At 29.9% G+C, this 17,655-nt stretch carries 16 protein-coding genes; 7 read left to right on the top strand and 9 right to left on the bottom strand.

Annotation, left to right across the window (positions count from 1 at the left end; all coding sequences use genetic code 11):
* Positions 1-36: 36 nt before the first annotated feature.
* The gene (locus ACFQ1U_RS11070) at positions 37-771 is read left to right on the top strand and encodes a TrmH family RNA methyltransferase (RefSeq protein ID WP_386108318.1); all 735 of its coding nucleotides are present in this window, start codon (positions 37-39) and stop codon (positions 769-771) included.
* Here the strand turns inward: ACFQ1U_RS11070 and ACFQ1U_RS11065 are convergent.
* The 3 genes from ACFQ1U_RS11065 to ACFQ1U_RS11055 form a co-directional block, all read right to left on the bottom strand.
* The gene (locus ACFQ1U_RS11065) at positions 763-1,377 is read right to left on the bottom strand and encodes a deoxynucleoside kinase (RefSeq protein ID WP_386108315.1); all 615 of its coding nucleotides are present in this window, start codon (positions 1,375-1,377) and stop codon (positions 763-765) included. The genes ACFQ1U_RS11070 and ACFQ1U_RS11065 overlap by 9 nt on opposite strands.
* Before the next feature lie 89 nt (positions 1,378-1,466).
* Complete coding sequence (locus ACFQ1U_RS11060) at positions 1,467-2,147, bottom strand: response regulator transcription factor (RefSeq protein ID WP_386108313.1); 681 nt, start codon at positions 2,145-2,147, stop codon at positions 1,467-1,469.
* Positions 2,140-3,669: a sensor histidine kinase gene (locus ACFQ1U_RS11055; RefSeq protein ID WP_386108311.1), complete on the bottom strand. Its 1,530-nt coding sequence runs from the start codon at positions 3,667-3,669 to the stop codon at positions 2,140-2,142. The genes ACFQ1U_RS11060 and ACFQ1U_RS11055 overlap by 8 nt, the downstream gene beginning before the upstream one ends.
* Before the next feature lie 122 nt (positions 3,670-3,791).
* Here ACFQ1U_RS11055 and ACFQ1U_RS11050 point away from each other — a divergent pair, with 122 nt between their 5' ends.
* The 4 genes from ACFQ1U_RS11050 (at position 3,792) to ACFQ1U_RS11035 (ending at position 8,663) form a co-directional block, all read left to right on the top strand.
* Positions 3,792-4,127, top strand: coding sequence for a hypothetical protein (locus ACFQ1U_RS11050; RefSeq protein WP_386108309.1), 336 nt, complete (start codon positions 3,792-3,794; stop codon positions 4,125-4,127).
* A gap of 23 nt (positions 4,128-4,150) precedes the next feature.
* Complete coding sequence (locus ACFQ1U_RS11045; protein WP_386108307.1) at positions 4,151-4,987, top strand: GLPGLI family protein; 837 nt, start codon at positions 4,151-4,153, stop codon at positions 4,985-4,987.
* Between the two features lie 78 nt (positions 4,988-5,065).
* Complete coding sequence (locus ACFQ1U_RS11040) at positions 5,066-5,914, top strand: GLPGLI family protein (RefSeq protein ID WP_386108304.1); 849 nt, start codon at positions 5,066-5,068, stop codon at positions 5,912-5,914.
* Positions 5,915-5,936: 22 nt separating this feature from the next.
* Positions 5,937-8,663 carry a carboxypeptidase-like regulatory domain-containing protein gene (locus tag ACFQ1U_RS11035; RefSeq protein ID WP_386108302.1) on the top strand — a complete coding sequence of 909 codons (2,727 nt, stop codon included), beginning with the start codon at positions 5,937-5,939 and terminating at the stop codon, positions 8,661-8,663.
* Positions 8,664-8,704: 41 nt separating this feature from the next.
* Here the strand turns inward: ACFQ1U_RS11035 and ACFQ1U_RS11030 are convergent, their stop codons facing one another.
* On the bottom strand, positions 8,705-12,001 hold the full coding sequence (locus ACFQ1U_RS11030) for a reprolysin-like metallopeptidase (RefSeq protein WP_386108300.1): 3,297 nt from the start codon (positions 11,999-12,001) through the stop codon (positions 8,705-8,707).
* A 68-nt stretch (positions 12,002-12,069) separates the two neighbouring features.
* Here ACFQ1U_RS11030 and lipB point away from each other — a divergent pair, with 68 nt between their 5' ends.
* Entirely contained in the window at positions 12,070-12,768 is a 699-nt protein-coding gene (lipB, locus tag ACFQ1U_RS11025; RefSeq protein WP_386108298.1) for a lipoyl(octanoyl) transferase LipB, read from the top strand.
* 51 nt (positions 12,769-12,819) lie between these two features.
* Here the strand turns inward: lipB and ACFQ1U_RS11020 are convergent, their stop codons facing one another.
* From ACFQ1U_RS11020 to rsgA, 3 genes are all read right to left on the bottom strand, one after another.
* On the bottom strand, positions 12,820-13,473 hold the full coding sequence (locus tag ACFQ1U_RS11020) for a YceI family protein (protein ID WP_386108296.1): 654 nt from the start codon (positions 13,471-13,473) through the stop codon (positions 12,820-12,822).
* Positions 13,474-13,546: 73 nt separating this feature from the next.
* The gene (gene dtd / locus ACFQ1U_RS11015) at positions 13,547-13,999 is read right to left on the bottom strand and encodes a D-aminoacyl-tRNA deacylase (protein WP_386108294.1); all 453 of its coding nucleotides are present in this window, start codon (positions 13,997-13,999) and stop codon (positions 13,547-13,549) included.
* A gap of 10 nt (positions 14,000-14,009) precedes the next feature.
* A complete protein-coding gene (gene rsgA / locus ACFQ1U_RS11010) occupies positions 14,010-14,951 on the bottom strand; it encodes a ribosome small subunit-dependent GTPase A (RefSeq protein WP_386108292.1) in 942 nt (313 codons plus the stop codon).
* A 71-nt stretch (positions 14,952-15,022) separates the two neighbouring features.
* Between rsgA and ACFQ1U_RS11005 the strand changes: the two genes are divergently transcribed.
* A complete protein-coding gene (locus tag ACFQ1U_RS11005; protein ID WP_386108290.1) occupies positions 15,023-15,670 on the top strand; it encodes a hypothetical protein in 648 nt (215 codons plus the stop codon).
* 24 nt (positions 15,671-15,694) lie between these two features.
* Here ACFQ1U_RS11005 and ACFQ1U_RS11000 read toward each other — a convergent pair whose 3' ends face one another.
* On the bottom strand, positions 15,695-16,777 hold the full coding sequence (locus tag ACFQ1U_RS11000; RefSeq protein WP_386108288.1) for a chorismate mutase: 1,083 nt from the start codon (positions 16,775-16,777) through the stop codon (positions 15,695-15,697).
* A 13-nt stretch (positions 16,778-16,790) separates the two neighbouring features.
* Positions 16,791-17,654 carry a prephenate dehydrogenase gene (locus ACFQ1U_RS10995; protein ID WP_386108286.1) on the bottom strand — a complete coding sequence of 288 codons (864 nt, stop codon included), beginning with the start codon at positions 17,652-17,654 and terminating at the stop codon, positions 16,791-16,793.
* Position 17,655: the final 1 nt, after the last annotated feature.

The following is a 17,655-nucleotide window of genomic DNA, read 5'->3' as shown; positions in this document are numbered from 1 at the left end:
TATTTTTTGTGGTTAATACTTGTTAAAAATTATCTAATGAGTATATCTAAAAATCAAATTAAATTAATTAATAGCTTACAGCAAAAGAAAAATAGAACTAAAAACGGTTTATTTGTTGCTGAAGGCGTTAAGGTGGTTAATGAATTATTGAATTCTTCTTTAAAAATTCATGCGTTATTTGCCACTGATGATTTTACTACAGATAATTATAATGGTACAATTACCAACATTACAGCGCAAGAGTTAAAAAAAGTTAGTAATTTAAAAACTCCTAATAAAGTTTTAGGGATTTTTGAAATACCAGAAACTAAACCCCGTGAGGGTAATGGTTTAATAATAGCTTTAGATGCTGTTAATGATCCTGGAAACTTAGGGACAATTATTAGATTGTGTGATTGGTTTGGAGTAGAACAATTAATTTGTTCTAAAGATACGGTAGATTGTTATAACCCGAAGGTAGTACAATCTACTATGGGGTCTTTAACAAGAATTAGTATTCAGTATGTAGATTTACTGAATTATATAGAAAATACAAATCTACCTGTTTTTACTGCAGATATGGATGGACAGAATGTATATGCAGTTAACTTACCTCAAGAAGCCATCTTAGTTATGGGGAATGAAGCAAATGGTATCTCTACAGAAATAAGGAGTTTAATAGACAATGCCTTAACAATACCTCGATTTGGAGATTTACAACAAACCGAGAGTTTAAATGTTGCTACGGCTACAGCTATTTTATTGAGCGAATTTAAGCGTGGTTTAAAATAAACCGTGTAATTGAGAATCTATTCTGTCAATTATATAACCTAAATCTTCTGGATTGTCTACAAAATCTAAATTGTCTACATCAATAATTAATAGTTTACCTTTTGTATATTTACTAATCCAGGCTTCATAGCGCTCATTTAATCTACTTAAATAATCAATACTGATTGAGCTTTCATAATCACGACCTCTTTTGTGAATCTGTCCTACTAGTGTAGAGATATCTGCACGTAAATAAATTAATAAATCTGGAGGCGTAACTAGATTTTCCATTAATTCAAATAATGAAGAATAGTTGCTAAAATCACGATTGGTCATTAATCCCATTGCATGAAGGTTAGGTGCAAATATATGTGCATCTTCATAAATGGTTCTATCTTGAATAATTTTTTTACCAGATTTACGTAACTCTAATACTTGACGGAAACGACTATTTAAAAAGTACACTTGTAAGTTAAAAGACCAGCGTTCCATTTCTGCATAAAAATCATCTAAGTACGGATTTTCATCTACAGATTCAAAATGAGGTTCCCAGTTATAGTGTTTTGCTAATAATTTAGTTAAAGTAGTTTTACCTGCTCCAATGTTTCCAGCAATGGCTACGTGCATAATTTATTGACTAATATAGGTTTATATAATTAAGGGTTGCTTGTAAAGGCATTGGTAAAATTACACTTTATTTCTAATTTGAAAAGGAATTAGCACATCAATTTATAGCCATAACCTCTAATGTTAATAATTTGAATATTCTGATCTTTTTTTAGTTTTTTTCTTAGCTTAGAAATAAAAACATCCATACTTCTAGCATTAAAAAAGTCGTCGTCTCCCCAAAGTTTATTTAAGATAAATGATCTATCTAAAATTTCATTTTTTCTTTGAGTTAAATGAAATAGAAGTTCACTTTCTCTGTGGGTTAATAGGAAGTTTTCATCATTAAAAATTAATTTTTGTTTTTCATAGTTAAAAATGTATTGACCAATAACAATGTTTTGAAAGTTATTTTTTACAGTAACTCTGTCTAATAAACTGTAAGCTCTAATAATTAATTCTTCCATAGAAAAGGGCTTTTTTAAATAATCGTTTCCTCCATGGTTAAAACCGTCAATTACATCTTTGGTTTGAGATTTAGCGGTTAAAAAAATAATAGGAATATTTTTATTCTCATTTCTAATTTCTTTAGCTAAGGTAAATCCATCTTTTTTGGGCATCATTACATCTAATACTAAAATATCAAATTCATTATTTTTATAGTATTCATAGGCTTCTTCACCGTTTAGTGCATGGGTTACTTTAAAATTTCTTGTTTCTAAGCTTTCTTTAACAATTTGACCTAAACTAGGTTCGTCCTCTGCTAATAATAATCTTATTTTATTATCCATTAGGCAATGTGATTTTAAATACTGTTTTTTCTGAAGATGAATTTAGCTGTATTTCACCTTCATGTTTTTGAATTATTTTTTTAGTGTAATAAAGTCCTATTCCAAAACCTTTTACATCGTGAGTGTTTCCTTTTGGCACTCTGTAAAATTTGTCAAATATTTTTTGCTGTTGGTTTTTATCGATTCCCTTACCGTTATCAGATACAGAAATAGTAATTATATCCCTCTCAGAAATTACTAAAACATCAATAAAATCGCCACCATATTTTATAGCATTGTCAATTAGGTTTGAAATTGCATTTTCGAAATGAAACTCATCTAACTCGATGTAAAGTTTTTTGACGTTTGTTGAAAATGAAATTTCTTTATTTGAAGCTAATAACTGATGTTTTTTTGTGAGTTTTTCTAACAAAGATATTAGTTCAACTTCATCCTTTTTTAAAAGAAGTTTTTCACTGTCTAATGTGGCTGTTTCTAATAACTTTTCAACCATTAAATGCAGTTTTTTTATTTGGTTTTCTGATATTGATAAATAGTTTTTAGTTTTTTCAATATCATTAATTCCGTTAAAATGATTAATAGCCTCAAGTGCAGTAGATACTGTTGTAATAGGTGTTTTAAATTCGTGAGTTATGTTACTTATTAAATCGTTTTTTATTTCAGCTAATTCTTTTTGTTTATTAATGATGTTTAATAAGTAAAATAGGCTTGAAATTACAGATAGTGATAAAATAAAAGACAATATTATGCCTAATGCACTCCTTTTTAAAGCTTCTAGAGAAGGGTTGGAGTATGACATTTTAAAGGATTTGTCAGAACCTAAAAAAGTTGATTTTGATTCAATGGTGTTAAATACTTTAATAGGGGTCTTAAAAAGATCCGATTGTAAAGTATCAGATTTAAAATATTGCAGACCAAAATCAATATAAATTTTTTTCTGAGCTAACTGTTTTTTCAAGATAGAATCAATTTCTTTTGGATTTATAGAGTCACTTTGAACTGCAATAAATATGGTTTCTAACCCTTTAATTAATTTTAAACTATCAGTAGCTTTTTTACCTTTAAAAACCTTAAGGTCTTTCGGTTTTTTATTTTCTTGAAGTTTTTTGTTTGAGTTTAAAACGGTATCAAAAGAATATGAAATATCTGAAAATTCTTTTTGAGAATCTGTTTTAATACTTAGAGAAGTAATTTTAAAATCTATGTTAGAAGCAGTATCTTTTTTTGCTATTTTTTTTTCTTTTTTAGTATCAATGTTCGCAAAAATATCTTTCCAAATACCCTTCATAGCGTCTTTATCAGATTTTTTTTCATCACCTTTAACAATGGCGTAAAAATTCTCTTTAGAAATTTGTGCAAAATATTCCTCTACAGCATTGTCTAAGCTAATTTGTACTTCATTAATAACACGCTGTTTGTTTTCTTGATAATTTTTATGATTCCAATAAACTTGAATAGCTATTGTTGTAATAACTGTAAGTGTTATAAAATATAAAATCCAACTATGTTTTTTTGACTTCATATTTCAAAAGTACCATTTATATATTAACATTTTTACCGGTTAACACTCGTTAACACTTGTTAACCCTCTAAGAGTTTTTTTGAGATGATTTTTGTAGTGTAAAAATTTAAAAACATTTAATCATGAAAAAAATTAGTATTGTAATTGCCTTCTTATCAGTAATAAATTTAAATGCGCAAAAGAAAAATATAGCTGAATATGTACAAAGTAAAGGAGTAACCTCTTTGATATTTACGGTAGATAGTTCAGAAGAATTAAAAACTATTAAATGGAATGATGTTAAAGAAATTTTTGCGAACAATAACAAACAAGATGAAGTAAAAATAGGATGTAGAGTTTTATCAAAATCTACAGAAAATAGTAACAAAGAATTTGAAATTAAAGGAAAAGTTGATGATTTAGATAAATTAATCAATATGCTTAAAAAAGCTACTAAACTTATGGTTAAACTAGATTAAAATTAATTACTAAAACATATAAAATGAAAACTTTATTACTTACCGTTATATGCTTGTCATATTTTACTTTACAAGCTCAAGATTTTCAAGGGAAAGCTGTATATAAAACTCATAACGCTGTTTCTATTAATGTTAGCAATGATAAAGGAGTAGTTGATAAGTCTTTTCAAAAGAAATTAAAAGAAAGATTAAAAAAAATGTCGGAAAAGACATATACACTTCAGTTTAATAAAACAACATCTATTTATACACAAAATAAAAAGCTTAGTTCAGAAGCACAATCAGGCGGAGTACAAGTTTTTATGATCGGAGACGATGGAGGGAATGATGTTTTATATAAAAATATATCAGCTAAAAATTACACTAATAAGAAAGAAGTTAGTGGAAAAAGATTTCTTATAGAAGATGCTTTAACGGATGTTGCTTGGGAAATGACTTCTGAAACAAAAAAAATAGGAAATTATACTTGTTATAAAGCATTAAAAACAAGAAAAGAAGCACATAAAAGTTTTATAATTACTGATGGCGAAAAAGAGGAAACTAAAAAAATAGTTGATATTACAACTACTGCCTGGTACACTCCTGAAATACCTGTAAGTAATGGTCCCGGTATGTATTGGGGTTTACCAGGTTTAATTCTAGAAATTCAAGAAGGTAAACAAACTATTGCTTGTACGGAATTAGTACTTAATCCAAAAGACAAAATTGTAATTAAAAAACCTAAAAAAGGGAAAAAGATATCGCAAGCTAAGTTTGATGAGTTAATGATAGAGAAAACCAAAGAGATGATGGAGCGATTTAATAATAAGAGAAAATCTAAAAAAAATGGTGATGCTATCCATATAGAAATTCAAGGATAATTATATGAAGTGATTAAACCTTTGGTTTATATGTAAGTCTAACTATAATTAACTATAGTTTTACTTAAAATAACCTACATGAAATCAATTATTACTTTTTTACTTATCTGTATTTCTTTTACAGTTTTTTCCCAAAAAGAATTTCAAGGAAAAGCTGTATATCAGTCAAAAACTTCTTTTGATATGTCTCGGTTTGGTAATCGAGAAATGTCCGAACAGCAGAAAAAACGAATTATGGATAGAATGAAAAATATGTTAGAAAAAACATATGTTTTAAATTTTAATAAAACAACATCTATTTATAAAGAAGAAGAAAAACTAGAGGCACCTGGAAGAGGAGGTTTTGGTTTCGGAGGTTTTTCAGGAGGTGTTCAATATAAAAATACTTCAGAAAAAAAGTTTTTAGAGTCTATTGAGTTTTTTGGTAAAAAGTTTTTGATCCAAGAAGAAGAATCATTACCAGAATGGGAGATGACAGCTGAAACCAAACAAATTGGTGAATATATATGTTATAAAGCTACCATGTTAAAATCAACTGATGCTTTTGATTGGAGAAATATGCGTAGAAGAGGAAGAAGAGATAATAAATCAAAAGATTCTACCCATGTTAAAACGGTGACAGATGAAATTGAAATGCCTAAGCAGATATTAGTAACCGCATGGTATACACCTCAAATACCTGTCAGTAATGGTCCTGGTATGTACTGGGGTTTGCCAGGATTAATTTTAGAGGTAAACTCTGGAAATACCACAGTTTTATGCACAGAAGTAGTTTTAAATACTAAAGAAAAGCTAGAAATTGAAGAGCCTACAAAAGGAGAAGAAGTTACTAGAGAAGAATACAATAGTATTGTAAAGAAAAAAATGGAAGAAATGCGTGAAATGTGGCGCGGCAGAAGAGGAGGGGGAAGACCTTTTAGAAGATAACTTACTCGAAACAACTAACTACATGAAAAAAATAATTATATATGCAATTTTACTAATTGCAGGCTATGCTAATGCTCAGATTAAACTGTCAGGTGTTGTTAAAGATAGTATAGGTGAAAATCTTGAAATGGCAAATTTAATTGCAATTAATACAGATACTAAAAAGCTTGATTCTTATGGTTTTTCAGATGCTTACGGAAACTATAAACTGAATTTAAAACAAAATTCAAGTTATTTAATTAAAGTAAGTTATGTAGGCATGAAAACGGCAGAAGTTCCTGTAACAACTACTACTCAAGATTTAACAAAAGATATAGTAATGACCTTTGATAATGCATTAGATGAGGTAGAAATTGTGTCTAAAATGCCAGTAACTGTAAAAGGAGACACTATTGTTTATAATGCTGACTCATTTAAAAGTGGTACAGAAAAGAAACTTGAGGATGTTTTAAATAAATTACCAGGTGTTGAGGTAAATGATGATGGTGAAATTCAAGTAGAAGGAAAAACAGTAAAAAAAGTAATGGTTGAAGGAAAAGACTTTTTTGATGGAGATTCCAAACTAGCTACTAAAAATATTCCTGCCAATGCTATAGATAAAGTTGAGGTACTAAAAAATCATAGTGAAGTTAGACAAATGAGTTCTGTTACAGATAATGAAGATAATATAGTTATTAATCTAAAATTAAAAGAGGGTAAAAAAAGTTTTTGGTTTGGAGATGTAACTGCTGGTATGGGAATGGCTACCAAAGACTTTAGATATCTGCTTCATCCTAAATTATTTTATTACAATCCTAAATACAGTGTTAATATTATTACTGATTTTAATAACATTGGAGAAATACCATTCACTCGAAGAGACTATTTTAAGTTTACCGGAGGTTTTAGAGGAGCAGGAGGAAGAGGAACAAGCTTTAATGTAGCTTCTTCCGATATTGGTTTTTTGACTATGAGAAATGATAGAGCTAAAGAAATTGAGACTCGCTTTGGAGCATTAAATTTTAGTTATTCTCCCTCAAAAACTTGGGATTTGAGTGGGTTTGCTATTTATTCTGGTACAGATACAGATATGGAAGAAAAAACAATAAGAAATTATATTCTACCAGACGAGAATAATTCAAACGCGATAGCTAAAGAAACAACAGCTACAAATACAAATCAACAAAATGATTTAGCATTAATAAAATTGAGCTCATCATATAAACCGAATACCAATAATCAATTTGATTATGATGTTTTTGCTAAAATTTCAGATCAGAACGAATTACAGCAATTAACATCGATACGAACTACAGTAACAGATGAATCAACAACAGTTCCTGTAAATCAAATAACTTCACAAAATCCGTTCTCAATCAATCAAAATGTGAACTATTATTACACTTTAGATGAACGTAATATTTTTGCTTTTGAAGGGCAACATTTATGGCAAAACGAAGATCCCTTTTATAATGCAGCCTTGTCACAATTATCATTTGCAAACCAATTAGGATTGACAAGTCAAAGTGTTTATAATGTTTCCCAAAATAAAAGAGTTTACACAAGTAAACTAGATGCAAAGTTAGATTACTATTATGTATTGAATACTAAAAGTAATTTAAACTTAACATTAGGAACAACAATAAGTTCTCAAGATTTTAACTCGGATATTTTCGAAGTTTTACAAGATGGTACTCAAAATAATATAACCAATCCGTCAACTGTAAATGATGTTAATTATTCTTTTGATGATTATTTTGCAGGCTTGCATTATAAATTTATAGCAGGAATTTTTACGTTTGATCAAGGTATTACTTTACATCAATACAGTGCTAAAAATAGTCAGTTAGGATCTGTTTTTGACAATAGTTTTACAAAGCTTCTTCCTGATGCTTCTATAAAAGTTTCTTTAAAAAAATCTGAAACTTTACGTTTAAATTACAGTCAACAAGTAAGTTTTACAGACGTTAATAATATTGCGGAAGGTTTTGTATTTAATAATTACAACAGGCTTTTTTCAGGTAATAGAACACTAGAAAGTGCACTTTCTCACAATGTAAATCTAAGTTACTATAGTTTTAACATGTTTAATTATACAAATGTATTTGCTAATGTAACTTATAATAAAAGAATTGAAGTTATTAAAGGTTTAACTGCATTTGATGGTGTGGATCAGGTTTCTACTTCAATAAATTCTGTTTTTCCTGATGAAACTATTGCAGCCAATGCAGATTTTCAGAAAAGTTACCGAAAGTTTAAAGTAACTTTAGGAGGGAATGTATCGTATTCAGTATCAAATAACCTATTTTTTTCTCCTATAAGTGGAGAAAACGAAAATAGAGAATCAAATTCTTTTACACAATCATATAGAACAAGATTAAGTTCTAATTTCAGAAATGCCCCAAATTTTGACGTTGGTTATAACGTAAGTATTAATAAATATGATCAAGGAGGTATTATTAATCAGTTTACCACTCATAGTCCTTTTATTAATTTTGATACCTTTTTAACTAATGATTTAATTTTTAGCACAAAGTATACGTACAATAATTATAGAAATGATTCTGAAACGCTTAATGAATTTAGTTTTTGGGATGCAGATTTAACATTTCAACAAGACAATAGTAAATGGGAGTATAAAATAGGTGTTACTAACATATTAGATACAAAATCTTTAAATCAAGATAGTTCTAATACCATATTTAATAGTACATCAGCTTATGTTATTCAGCCAAGGTATATTACTTTTAGTGTTCAATATAATTTATAAAATAAAAAAGCGAGCAATAGCTCGCTTTTTTATTTTATAAATTATTCAATTATTATTTTTCTACTAGTTTGTTTGCCTCCATTTTTAATTTGAAGAATATATAAACCGCTAGATAAACTACTGTAGTCTAGTTCTTGAGAAAAAATTGTAGAATTATCATTATAAATTTCTGTTTTAACTTCTCTACCTCTGATATCGAATATAGAGATATTAACATTATCATTTGAAGCTTTCTCGAATCTTAATTTCATTAAACCTGAAGATGGGTTCGGATATAAATTAAAGTTGCCAAAAGAGAAATCTTCAACAGAAGCACCTCTATCTACAATTATAGTATAATCTTCTACTTCACCATCATATCCATTTTGACATGATGTAGGGTCAGAATTATAACGTGTACTTACCCTCATTACAGTATTCCCTAATACGGCATCAACAGGAACAGTTACTATTAAGTTAGATAAGTTTGTCGTTCCATTAGCTACGTTTGTAGCTTCTCCTAAATCAAATGATTCGTTAGCGTCGTCGAAATTACAATCTTGATTCCAATCAATCCACACTAAAGTATGTGTTGTATAGTTACCATCAGTATTAACATTTATCGATAGTTCGTGTGAACTTTCTCTAGCAATAGTAGTGCTTATTGAGGTAAAATCAGAATAGGCACCATTTTCTTTAGCACTAGAGTTGTTTATGGTGTTAAAAGTTACTTGAGTAGTACTTGTAGCATATGATGTATTACCTGAAGATTCACATGCACTACAATTTATTGTTGAAAAGCTAAATATTGCAGAGTAATCACCTTCACCACAATCATTAATTGGTTTAATTCTCCAATAATATGTAGTTGAGTTTTGCAAAGCTAAAGAAGGTGTAAATTGATTATTTAAAGATGTATCAGCAATTATTACATTAGTAAAATTACTATCAGTAGCAACTTGTATTTCATAAAACTGTGCATTAACATCATTTACCCAACTAAATTCGGGTTGTAAACTAATATTATTACTATTGTTATTTGGTGATGTTAAGGTTGGTACTTCAAAATTATTATCATATACATTTAAAAAAACAGATTCAGAATTCGTTATTGTCCCTGAGGTGCCTACTAGGCTAATATTATAATTTCCAGTATTAATATTTTGTGTAGTTATTGTAACTGTAACAGGAGTGTTGTTTTCTGAGGCAGATACAGGGTTGAAACTAGCTACAGAACCACTTGGCAGGTTTGATGCTGAAAAAACAGTATTAGAATTAAATCCATTAAAAGTCTTATAAATGAACGAATACTGTACTTCGTTTACGGGTAAACAAATGTTTTGTTCTGGAGTATCTACAGAAAAAATGAAATCTTGCTTTTCTATTGTGAAATTTGATGAATTTACAGCATAAAAGATATTGTCATTGGCTTCTACCATTATTCTAGCCTGGTTTGAATCACTTCCTGTATCAGGAACTACAACATCGTAACTACCATTATTAGCAATATTACTAGCTAATGTTAAAGGGAATGTAAGACCACCATCAGTAGAAAGTTTAATATTGACCGTTTGAGCATTAATACTACCTGAGTTTGTTCCAGCAACATTCCAAGTAACTATTTTAGTTGCACCAACATTCCAAGTTTCGTTTGTGCTTTGAGATGTTACAATAAATGGGCCAGCAGAATCATCCACACTTATAGTCATTAAATCATAACTAGATTGACCTCCTAATCCAGTAGCAGTTGGCATTCGATCTCGCACAGTTAAAGCCCAGTTTAAGTCTCTCGACACTTCGGAAACAGTTTCCCAGTCATCACCAGAATTTGGATTAGATTCAATAAGTTGACCTGCGATTACTCTTGATAGTTTTGGAATATATCTGTCAGGGTTAGAAGAAGGATATAGTGATCTTGCTTGTGCTCCTTCAGTTGAAGTAGGCCCAAATATATCTCTAGTTACCCTTCCGTTGTCTATTTGCTCCCAGCAGTATGTAAGATTATCACCACTATCATTATCAGTTGCAGTACCTCTTAAAACATATGCTGTTCCAGCTGGAATTGTATAATTGTTACCAGCATTTGCAATTGGAGGATTATTTACTAACGTTATAGGGCTGTTGTTTTGCCAGCAAGTTTTAGATTCAAGATTTGTTAAAATTTGTCTAATACTATGATAATGAAAATAATCATCACTATTTTGTTGAACATTAGAACTTGTAATACCCGCATACCCCATTATGGTAGATCCAGAACCAGGCTCAGCGTTTACACCAGTACCTTCTGTTTGGTGTGAGAAAGTATGATTTGCCCCCATCTGATGACCAATTTCATGGGCAACATAGTCGATATCAAAGGTATCACCTTCCGGTCTACCGTTAGCAGGAGAAGTTATTCCTGATCCTTTATTTCTGTCACTGTTATCAGTAATATCATCATCCACACATACACAGCCAATACAACCAGCATTACCTCCACCTCCTGAAGCTCCAAACATGTGACCTATATCATAAGCGGAGTTTCCAATTGTACTTGATAAAGTATTTTGTAACTCCACATTCCAAGCGCTTAAACTTTCAGAGTAAGGGTCTGTTTCAGCATCTAAGTATATTAATTGGGGGAAATCTTGAACTTCAAATCTTACAGCCATGTCAGTTTCAAAAACAGCATTTACTCTCGTCATTGTGGCGTTTATAGCTGCTAAAGCACCTTCAACAGTTCCTCCATGGTATGTAGTATACTCTCCATTAACGGAGATGGCAATTCTAAAAGTTCTAAGTGTTTGATCATTTGCGTCTCTACTTAGAGAATTTAAATTGTTATCAGACTCAACAAGTTCGTCTGCAGTAGAACAAATAAAATCTTCTTTTGGGAGATTTACTTTAGATAATCTATTGTAAACAATGTATTTAGTTGTTTCACCCTCGATAGGTTGCATAAAAATGGTAGGTTTATTTTTATAATTAACCATAGTTTGAACCCCTTTAGGACTAACACTCATTCTTAAGATAGCCCCTGTTTTTTTGTTATGACCAATGTAAGACTTTATTTCAGGATATTTAGCTGCTAATGAAGGTGCAAATACAGAGTTTTCGAAAATTTCAAATGTTTCTAAATTACCTTTTTCATTTGGAATTTGAATATTTTTTCCTTGAGTTTTCCCGTTTTTAAGTGAATTAGCGATAATCAATTTAAATTTATTAAAATCTAAATTGTAAGTTGATGAATTTTCTGGGTCGAATTTACTAGTAGAAATACCTAGTGTTTTTCCTGTTTCATTGGTCTTGTTCCAAACTTGTTGACTACTTACGGTAAATGATACCAGTAAACACAAGTAAAAAAAGGTAATTTTTTTCATTTTTTAAGATTTAAAAATAGAGTGTTATCTTAATGTTCTGTAATTTTGTGTGCAATTTAATGAAATATATGAATAAAAAGGTTGATTTAATTGAACTTAATCAAAAAGATTATAAAGAAACTTGGGATTTTCAAACCGAGTTACTTCAAAGTATTGTCGATTTAAAAATAAAAAATAGGAGAGAAGGTACAGAAATAGCTACACCAAATTATTTTCTTTATGTTGAACATCCACATGTTTACACGCTTGGTAAAAGTGGAGATATGGCACATTTGTTACTAAATGAAGATCAACTTAAAGAAAAGGGAGCAACTTTTTATAAAATTAATAGAGGAGGTGATATTACTTATCATGGTCCCGGACAAATAGTTGGCTATCCTATTCTAGATTTAGAGAACTTTTTTACAGATATTCATAAATACTTACGACTTTTAGAAGAAGCCATTATAAAAACTATTGCTGAGTATGGTTTAGAAGGAGAAAGAAGTGAAGGTGAGACAGGAGTTTGGCTTGGAGTAGGTACGCCTTTTGCTCGCAAAATATGTGCAATGGGTATCAGGACAAGTAGGTGGGTTACCATGCATGGTTTTGCACTTAATGTAAATACTGATTTAGGGTATTTTGATAATATTGTACCATGCGGTATTCGTGGAAAAGCTGTTACATCAATGGAAGCTGAATTAGGTAAAAAATTACCTATGGCAGAAGTTAAAGAAAAAATACTTCATCATTTTAAAAACCTCTTTGAAGTTGAAGCTTTTATTTAAATAAAAAAACCGAGTATTACTACTCGGTTTTTTAATTTATTCTAATTGAAATTACTTTACAGTTTTAACTTCAAAAGACATTTCTACTAAATCATCAATAAACTTATCTTTTAAGTTATCAAAAAACTTTTTAGAAGCATACTTAATATTGAATTCAGATCTGTCAATGTTAAAAGTATCACTCTTAAAAGTGTAAACACCATCAGCTTCTGTTAAAGTTGCAGGAATTGTAATGCTTTTAGTAACATCTTTTACCGTTAAGTTTCCTGTTACAGCTAATTTACCTTCATTGTTTTCTACAGAAGCAATTACAAATTTTGCAGTTGGGTAAGTAGCAACATCAAAAAAGTCTGCAGCTTTTAAGTGACCAACTAATTTTTGGTTAGTTTCAGCGTCCTCAATGTCTAAACAAGTAATAGCATTTAAGTCAACAATAAATTCTCCAGATTTTACTTCTCCATTTTCAACAACTAAAGATCCACTTTTTAAGGCAACAGTTCCATTGTGAGCACCTGTAGGTTTAGTACCTTTCCATGTTAAAAAAGAGTTAGCTGTATCAACATTGTCAACTTTAGCTTCAGCTACTTCAGCAACAGTTTCTTCAACTTTTACTTCTTCGTTAGTTTCAACTTTTTCCTTTTTTTCTCCTTTACAAGAAATTAAGGTTGTAGCAACTACTGCTACTAATAAAATTACTTTTTTCATAATTTATGAGAGATTTAATGGTTTTTAATTTATTTTCCATGGCAAATATATTAAAATTTATTTTCCTTGGAAATTATTTTTTGTCTTTTGTATCAATAATTATTGTTACGGGACCGTCATTTAATAAGGAGACTTTCATGTCTGCTCCAAATTCTCCTGTTTGTACTTTTTTACCTAACTCAGATTCAAATTTACTAATAAAACTTTTATAAATTGGTATTGCAGTATTTGGTTTTGAGGCTTTTATGTAGCTTGGTCTATTTCCTTTTTTGGTTGATGCGTGGAGTGTAAATTGGCTTACAATTATTGCATCGCCGTCAGCATCTACTAATGATTTGTTCATAACACCATTTTCATCATTAAAAATTCTAAGGTTTACTATTTTTTTTGATAGCCAGTTAATATCCTCTTGATTGTCTTCATCTTCTATACCAATTAATATGAGTAGTCCTGTATTAATTTTTGCAATACAATGATTATTTACAGTGACACTTGCTTGACTTACTCGTTGAATTACTGCTTTCATAAGTTTAGGTTTAATCCCAAATGTCTGTTCGGTAATTTTCTTCTTCTCCTTCTAGTATTTGAAGATAGCTTTTATATCTTGACCACGATATTTCATCATCTTCTAAAGCTTGCTTAACTGCACAATGAGGTTCGTTAACATGAATGCAATTATTAAATTTACAGTGTTGTTTTAAAGCAAAAAATTCAGGAAAATAATCACCTAATTCATCTTTTTCCATATCAACCACTCCAAATCCTTTTATTCCCGGAGTATCTATTATCTGAGCGTTGAAACTTAAATCAAACATCTCAGCAAATGTTGTTGTATGTTGCCCTTGTTTATGTTGCTCAGAAATTTCTTTAGTTTTTAAGTCTAAGCCAGGCTCTATGGCATTTACTAAAGTAGTTTTACCAACTCCAGAATGTCCTGAAAACATACTTACTTTATCAGTCATTAGATTTTTAACAAGTTCTATATTCTTCTTTTCAATAGCAGAAACTTCAATGCATTTATAACCAATAGGTTCATAAATGTCTTTTAAGTATAATATTTCTGCTTTTTCATCAATACTGTAACTATCAATTTTATTAAATACCAATATAGTTTTTACAGAATAAGCTTCTGCAGTTGCTAAAAATCTATCAATAAAAGTTGTTAATGTTGGAGGGTTGTTAATAGTAATAAGTAAGAATACTTGATCTATATTTGCTGCTAAAATATGAGTTTGTTTTGATAGGTTAACCGATTTTCTAACAATGTAGTTTTCACGTTCATGTATATTGATTATAACGCCAGTATCTTCATCATTTTTAGTCTCTATGGTGAAATCTACTTTGTCGCCAACAGCAATTGGGTTGGTGCTTTTAATTCCTTTAATTCTAAATTTACCTTTAATTCTACAGTTATAAAAAGTATTATCTGCTTTTACCCAATACCAGCTTCCGGTAGATTTGTAAACAATTCCTGTCATATAACAAAGATGAGAAATAATAAAATTATAAACATTATATTCGCTCCTGAATTTTAAAAAATCAAAATATTATGAAAAAGATTTATTTGTTATTGAGTTTTTTTTTGACTCTTCATGTAATAGGGCAAACTAATTTGTATGAAAACCCTAGTTTTGATCAAATATCTGAAAATCATAAAAGCATAGCTATATTGCCTTTTAATGCACAGGTTAAGTTAAGAAAAAATCAAATGAAAAACATGTCTAATGATGATTTAATTAGACTTGAAAAAGCCGAAGGTAAAAGTATTCAGAAAGCAATGTATTCATGGTTTTTAAAAAGAAAAAAACGAGGGGATATGCAAACGATTGAAGTACAAGATCCTAATGTTACTATGGCAAAGTTAAGAAAGAACAACATTAAACAAGAAAATTTAATAGAATATACACCTCAAGAACTAGCTAATTTATTAGAGGTTGATGCTATTATTAGTGGAGATTATAAAACTGATAAACCAATGTCAGAAGGAGCCTCAGTAGCATTGGGATTGTTAGTAGGTTTTTGGGGAACAACTAATTCAGCTACCATTAATATGAGTGTTCATAATGCGGAAGATGGAGTTTTATTATGGAATTACAATAAAAAAGTTAGAGGTAGTTTAGGAAGTAGCCCCGAAGATTTAATTAATAAATTAATGAGAAAGGCATCACGACGATTATCATACACAAAAAAGAAATAAAAAAGCGCCCAATAGGGCGCTTTTTTATGATTTAATTATTTTTTCCTGATGATTAATACTTTCTTGATGAATAGCTTTAAATATACGTAAAACAAATTCTTCACTTAAACCTCTTTCATCACCTTCTAATATCATTTTACCTAAAATTTCATTCCATCTTTTGGTTTGTAAAATAGCTACATTTTTTTCTTTTTTAAGCTCTCCGATTTTATCAGCAATTTGCATTCTTTTACCCAAGGTTTCAATTAATTGATGATCAATCACGTCAATTTGAGTACGTAAAGTTGCTAAAGCATTTTGATAGTCAGCCTCTGTGTCTGTTTCTTTTCTAATTTTTAAATCAACAGTCATTCGCTTCAAAGTTTCAGGTGTAATTTGTTGCTTTGCATCACTCCAAGCGTTGTCAGGATCGTAGTGAGTTTCAATCATTAAACCATCAAAGTTTAAATCTAATGCTGTTTGACAGATATCAAAAATAATATCGCGTCTTCCTGCAATGTGTGAAGGGTCACATATTAATGGTAAATCTGGAAAACGGTTTTGTAATTCAATAGGAATTTGCCAATTAGGATTGTTTCTATAACGAGTTTTCTCATAAGTAGAAAACCCTCTATGAATAACTCCTAAGTTTTTAATGTTTGCAGTATATAAACGTTCAATAGCACCTAACCATAAGGCTAAATCTGGATTTACGGGATTTTTAACCAACACAATTTTGTCTGTGCCTTCAAGTGCATCAGCAATTTCTTGAACTATAAACGGACTTACAGTTGTTCTAGCACCAATCCATAAAATATCAATATCGTGTTCTAAAGCTAATTTAACATGATCTTTATTAGCAACTTCCGTAGCTGTTAACAAACCAGTTTCTGCTTTGGCTTTTTGTAACCACTTTAATCCTAAAGCTCCAACACCTTCAAAATTCCCTGGCCTTGTTCTTGGTTTCCAAATACCAGCACGTAATACCGTAGTATCTGTTTCTTTTAACTCGTGTGCTATTTTTAATAACTGATCTTCTGTTTCTGCGCTACAAGGTCCTGCTATTACTAATGGATGATCTAATCCAAAATTATCTAACCAAGTTCTCAATTCTTTGCTATTTTCCATGTTTTTGTTGTTGTTATTGAAGTTTAACTTCTTGAATTCCGTTTAAAATTTGTTTTATATGATTTGTATTTTCCATCTCTGCATATATTGCATCGAATTTATTTTCTGCTAAAAGCAATTTAAAATGTTGTAGATTTTGAATGTATTCTTCTAATGTTTCTATAACATTTTCTTTATTTTGTTCAAAAATAGGAGTCCACATTGCTGGTGAACTTTTAGCTAAACGAACAGTAGAGGCAAATCCACTTCCTGCCATATCAAAAATATCTCGCTCGTTTTTTTCTTTGTCAATCACCGTTTTACCAAGCATAAAAGAGCTTATGTGAGATAAATGAGATACATAAGCAATATGTTTGTCGTGAGATTTTGGATCCATATAACGTATTCGCATCCCTAATTTCGAAAATATTTCTAATGCTTTTTCTTGTAATTTAAAAGCTGTTTTTTCAACCTCACAAATAATATTTGTTTTTCCTTTATATAAGTTTCTAATAGCTGCCGTTGGTCCAGAAAATTCGGTACCTGCAATTGGGTGAGCTGCTAAAAAATTTCTTCTTTTTGAGTGGTTTTCTACAGATTTACATACTAATTCTTTGGTAGAGCCAACATCTAATACCAAGCAATTATCATGTACACCATCTAATACTTTAGGTATCACATGCAAAGATACATCTACTGGAATAGAAATAATTACAATATCTGCTATATCAAGATCTTTATAAGTGGCTTTTTTATCAATAATATTTAAAGCTAAAGCTTTATTTAAATGTTCTTCACTATTATCAATACCGTAAATAGTAGCATTTTGATATTCATTTTTAATATCCAACACCAAACTTCCTCCAATGAGTCCAATTCCAATTACAAATACATTCATA

The organism is Tenacibaculum geojense, from assembly GCF_042676005.1.
In the GTDB taxonomy this organism is placed as follows: domain Bacteria; phylum Bacteroidota; class Bacteroidia; order Flavobacteriales; family Flavobacteriaceae; genus Polaribacter; species Polaribacter geojense.
This window is presented reverse-complemented; position numbering and strand designations above follow the sequence as displayed.

What these genes read in the sequence shown, in the direction of transcription:
- ACFQ1U_RS11020 (WP_386108296.1), bottom strand. Translation starts at nt 13,473, where the DNA reads ATGAAAAAAGTAATTTTATTAGTAGCAGTAGTTGCTACAACCTTAATT.
- ACFQ1U_RS11070 (WP_386108318.1), top strand. Translation starts at nt 37, where the DNA reads ATGAGTATATCTAAAAATCAAATTAAATTAATTAATAGCTTACAGCAA.
- ACFQ1U_RS11055 (WP_386108311.1), bottom strand. Translation starts at nt 3,669, where the DNA reads ATGAAGTCAAAAAAACATAGTTGGATTTTATATTTTATAACACTTACA.
- rsgA (WP_386108292.1), bottom strand. Translation starts at nt 14,951, where the DNA reads ATGACAGGAATTGTTTACAAATCTACCGGAAGCTGGTATTGGGTAAAA.
- ACFQ1U_RS11045 (WP_386108307.1), top strand. Translation starts at nt 4,151, where the DNA reads ATGAAAACTTTATTACTTACCGTTATATGCTTGTCATATTTTACTTTA.
- dtd (WP_386108294.1), bottom strand. Translation starts at nt 13,999, where the DNA reads ATGAAAGCAGTAATTCAACGAGTAAGTCAAGCAAGTGTCACTGTAAAT.
- ACFQ1U_RS11065 (WP_386108315.1), bottom strand. Translation starts at nt 1,377, where the DNA reads ATGCACGTAGCCATTGCTGGAAACATTGGAGCAGGTAAAACTACTTTA.
- ACFQ1U_RS11050 (WP_386108309.1), top strand. Translation starts at nt 3,792, where the DNA reads ATGAAAAAAATTAGTATTGTAATTGCCTTCTTATCAGTAATAAATTTA.
- ACFQ1U_RS11035 (WP_386108302.1), top strand. Translation starts at nt 5,937, where the DNA reads ATGAAAAAAATAATTATATATGCAATTTTACTAATTGCAGGCTATGCT.
- lipB (WP_386108298.1), top strand. Translation starts at nt 12,070, where the DNA reads ATGAATAAAAAGGTTGATTTAATTGAACTTAATCAAAAAGATTATAAA.
- ACFQ1U_RS11040 (WP_386108304.1), top strand. Translation starts at nt 5,066, where the DNA reads ATGAAATCAATTATTACTTTTTTACTTATCTGTATTTCTTTTACAGTT.
- ACFQ1U_RS11000 (WP_386108288.1), bottom strand. Translation starts at nt 16,777, where the DNA reads ATGGAAAATAGCAAAGAATTGAGAACTTGGTTAGATAATTTTGGATTA.
- ACFQ1U_RS11005 (WP_386108290.1), top strand. Translation starts at nt 15,023, where the DNA reads ATGAAAAAGATTTATTTGTTATTGAGTTTTTTTTTGACTCTTCATGTA.
- ACFQ1U_RS11030 (WP_386108300.1), bottom strand. Translation starts at nt 12,001, where the DNA reads ATGAAAAAAATTACCTTTTTTTACTTGTGTTTACTGGTATCATTTACC.
- ACFQ1U_RS11060 (WP_386108313.1), bottom strand. Translation starts at nt 2,147, where the DNA reads ATGGATAATAAAATAAGATTATTATTAGCAGAGGACGAACCTAGTTTA.
- ACFQ1U_RS10995 (WP_386108286.1), bottom strand. Translation starts at nt 17,654, where the DNA reads ATGAATGTATTTGTAATTGGAATTGGACTCATTGGAGGAAGTTTGGTG.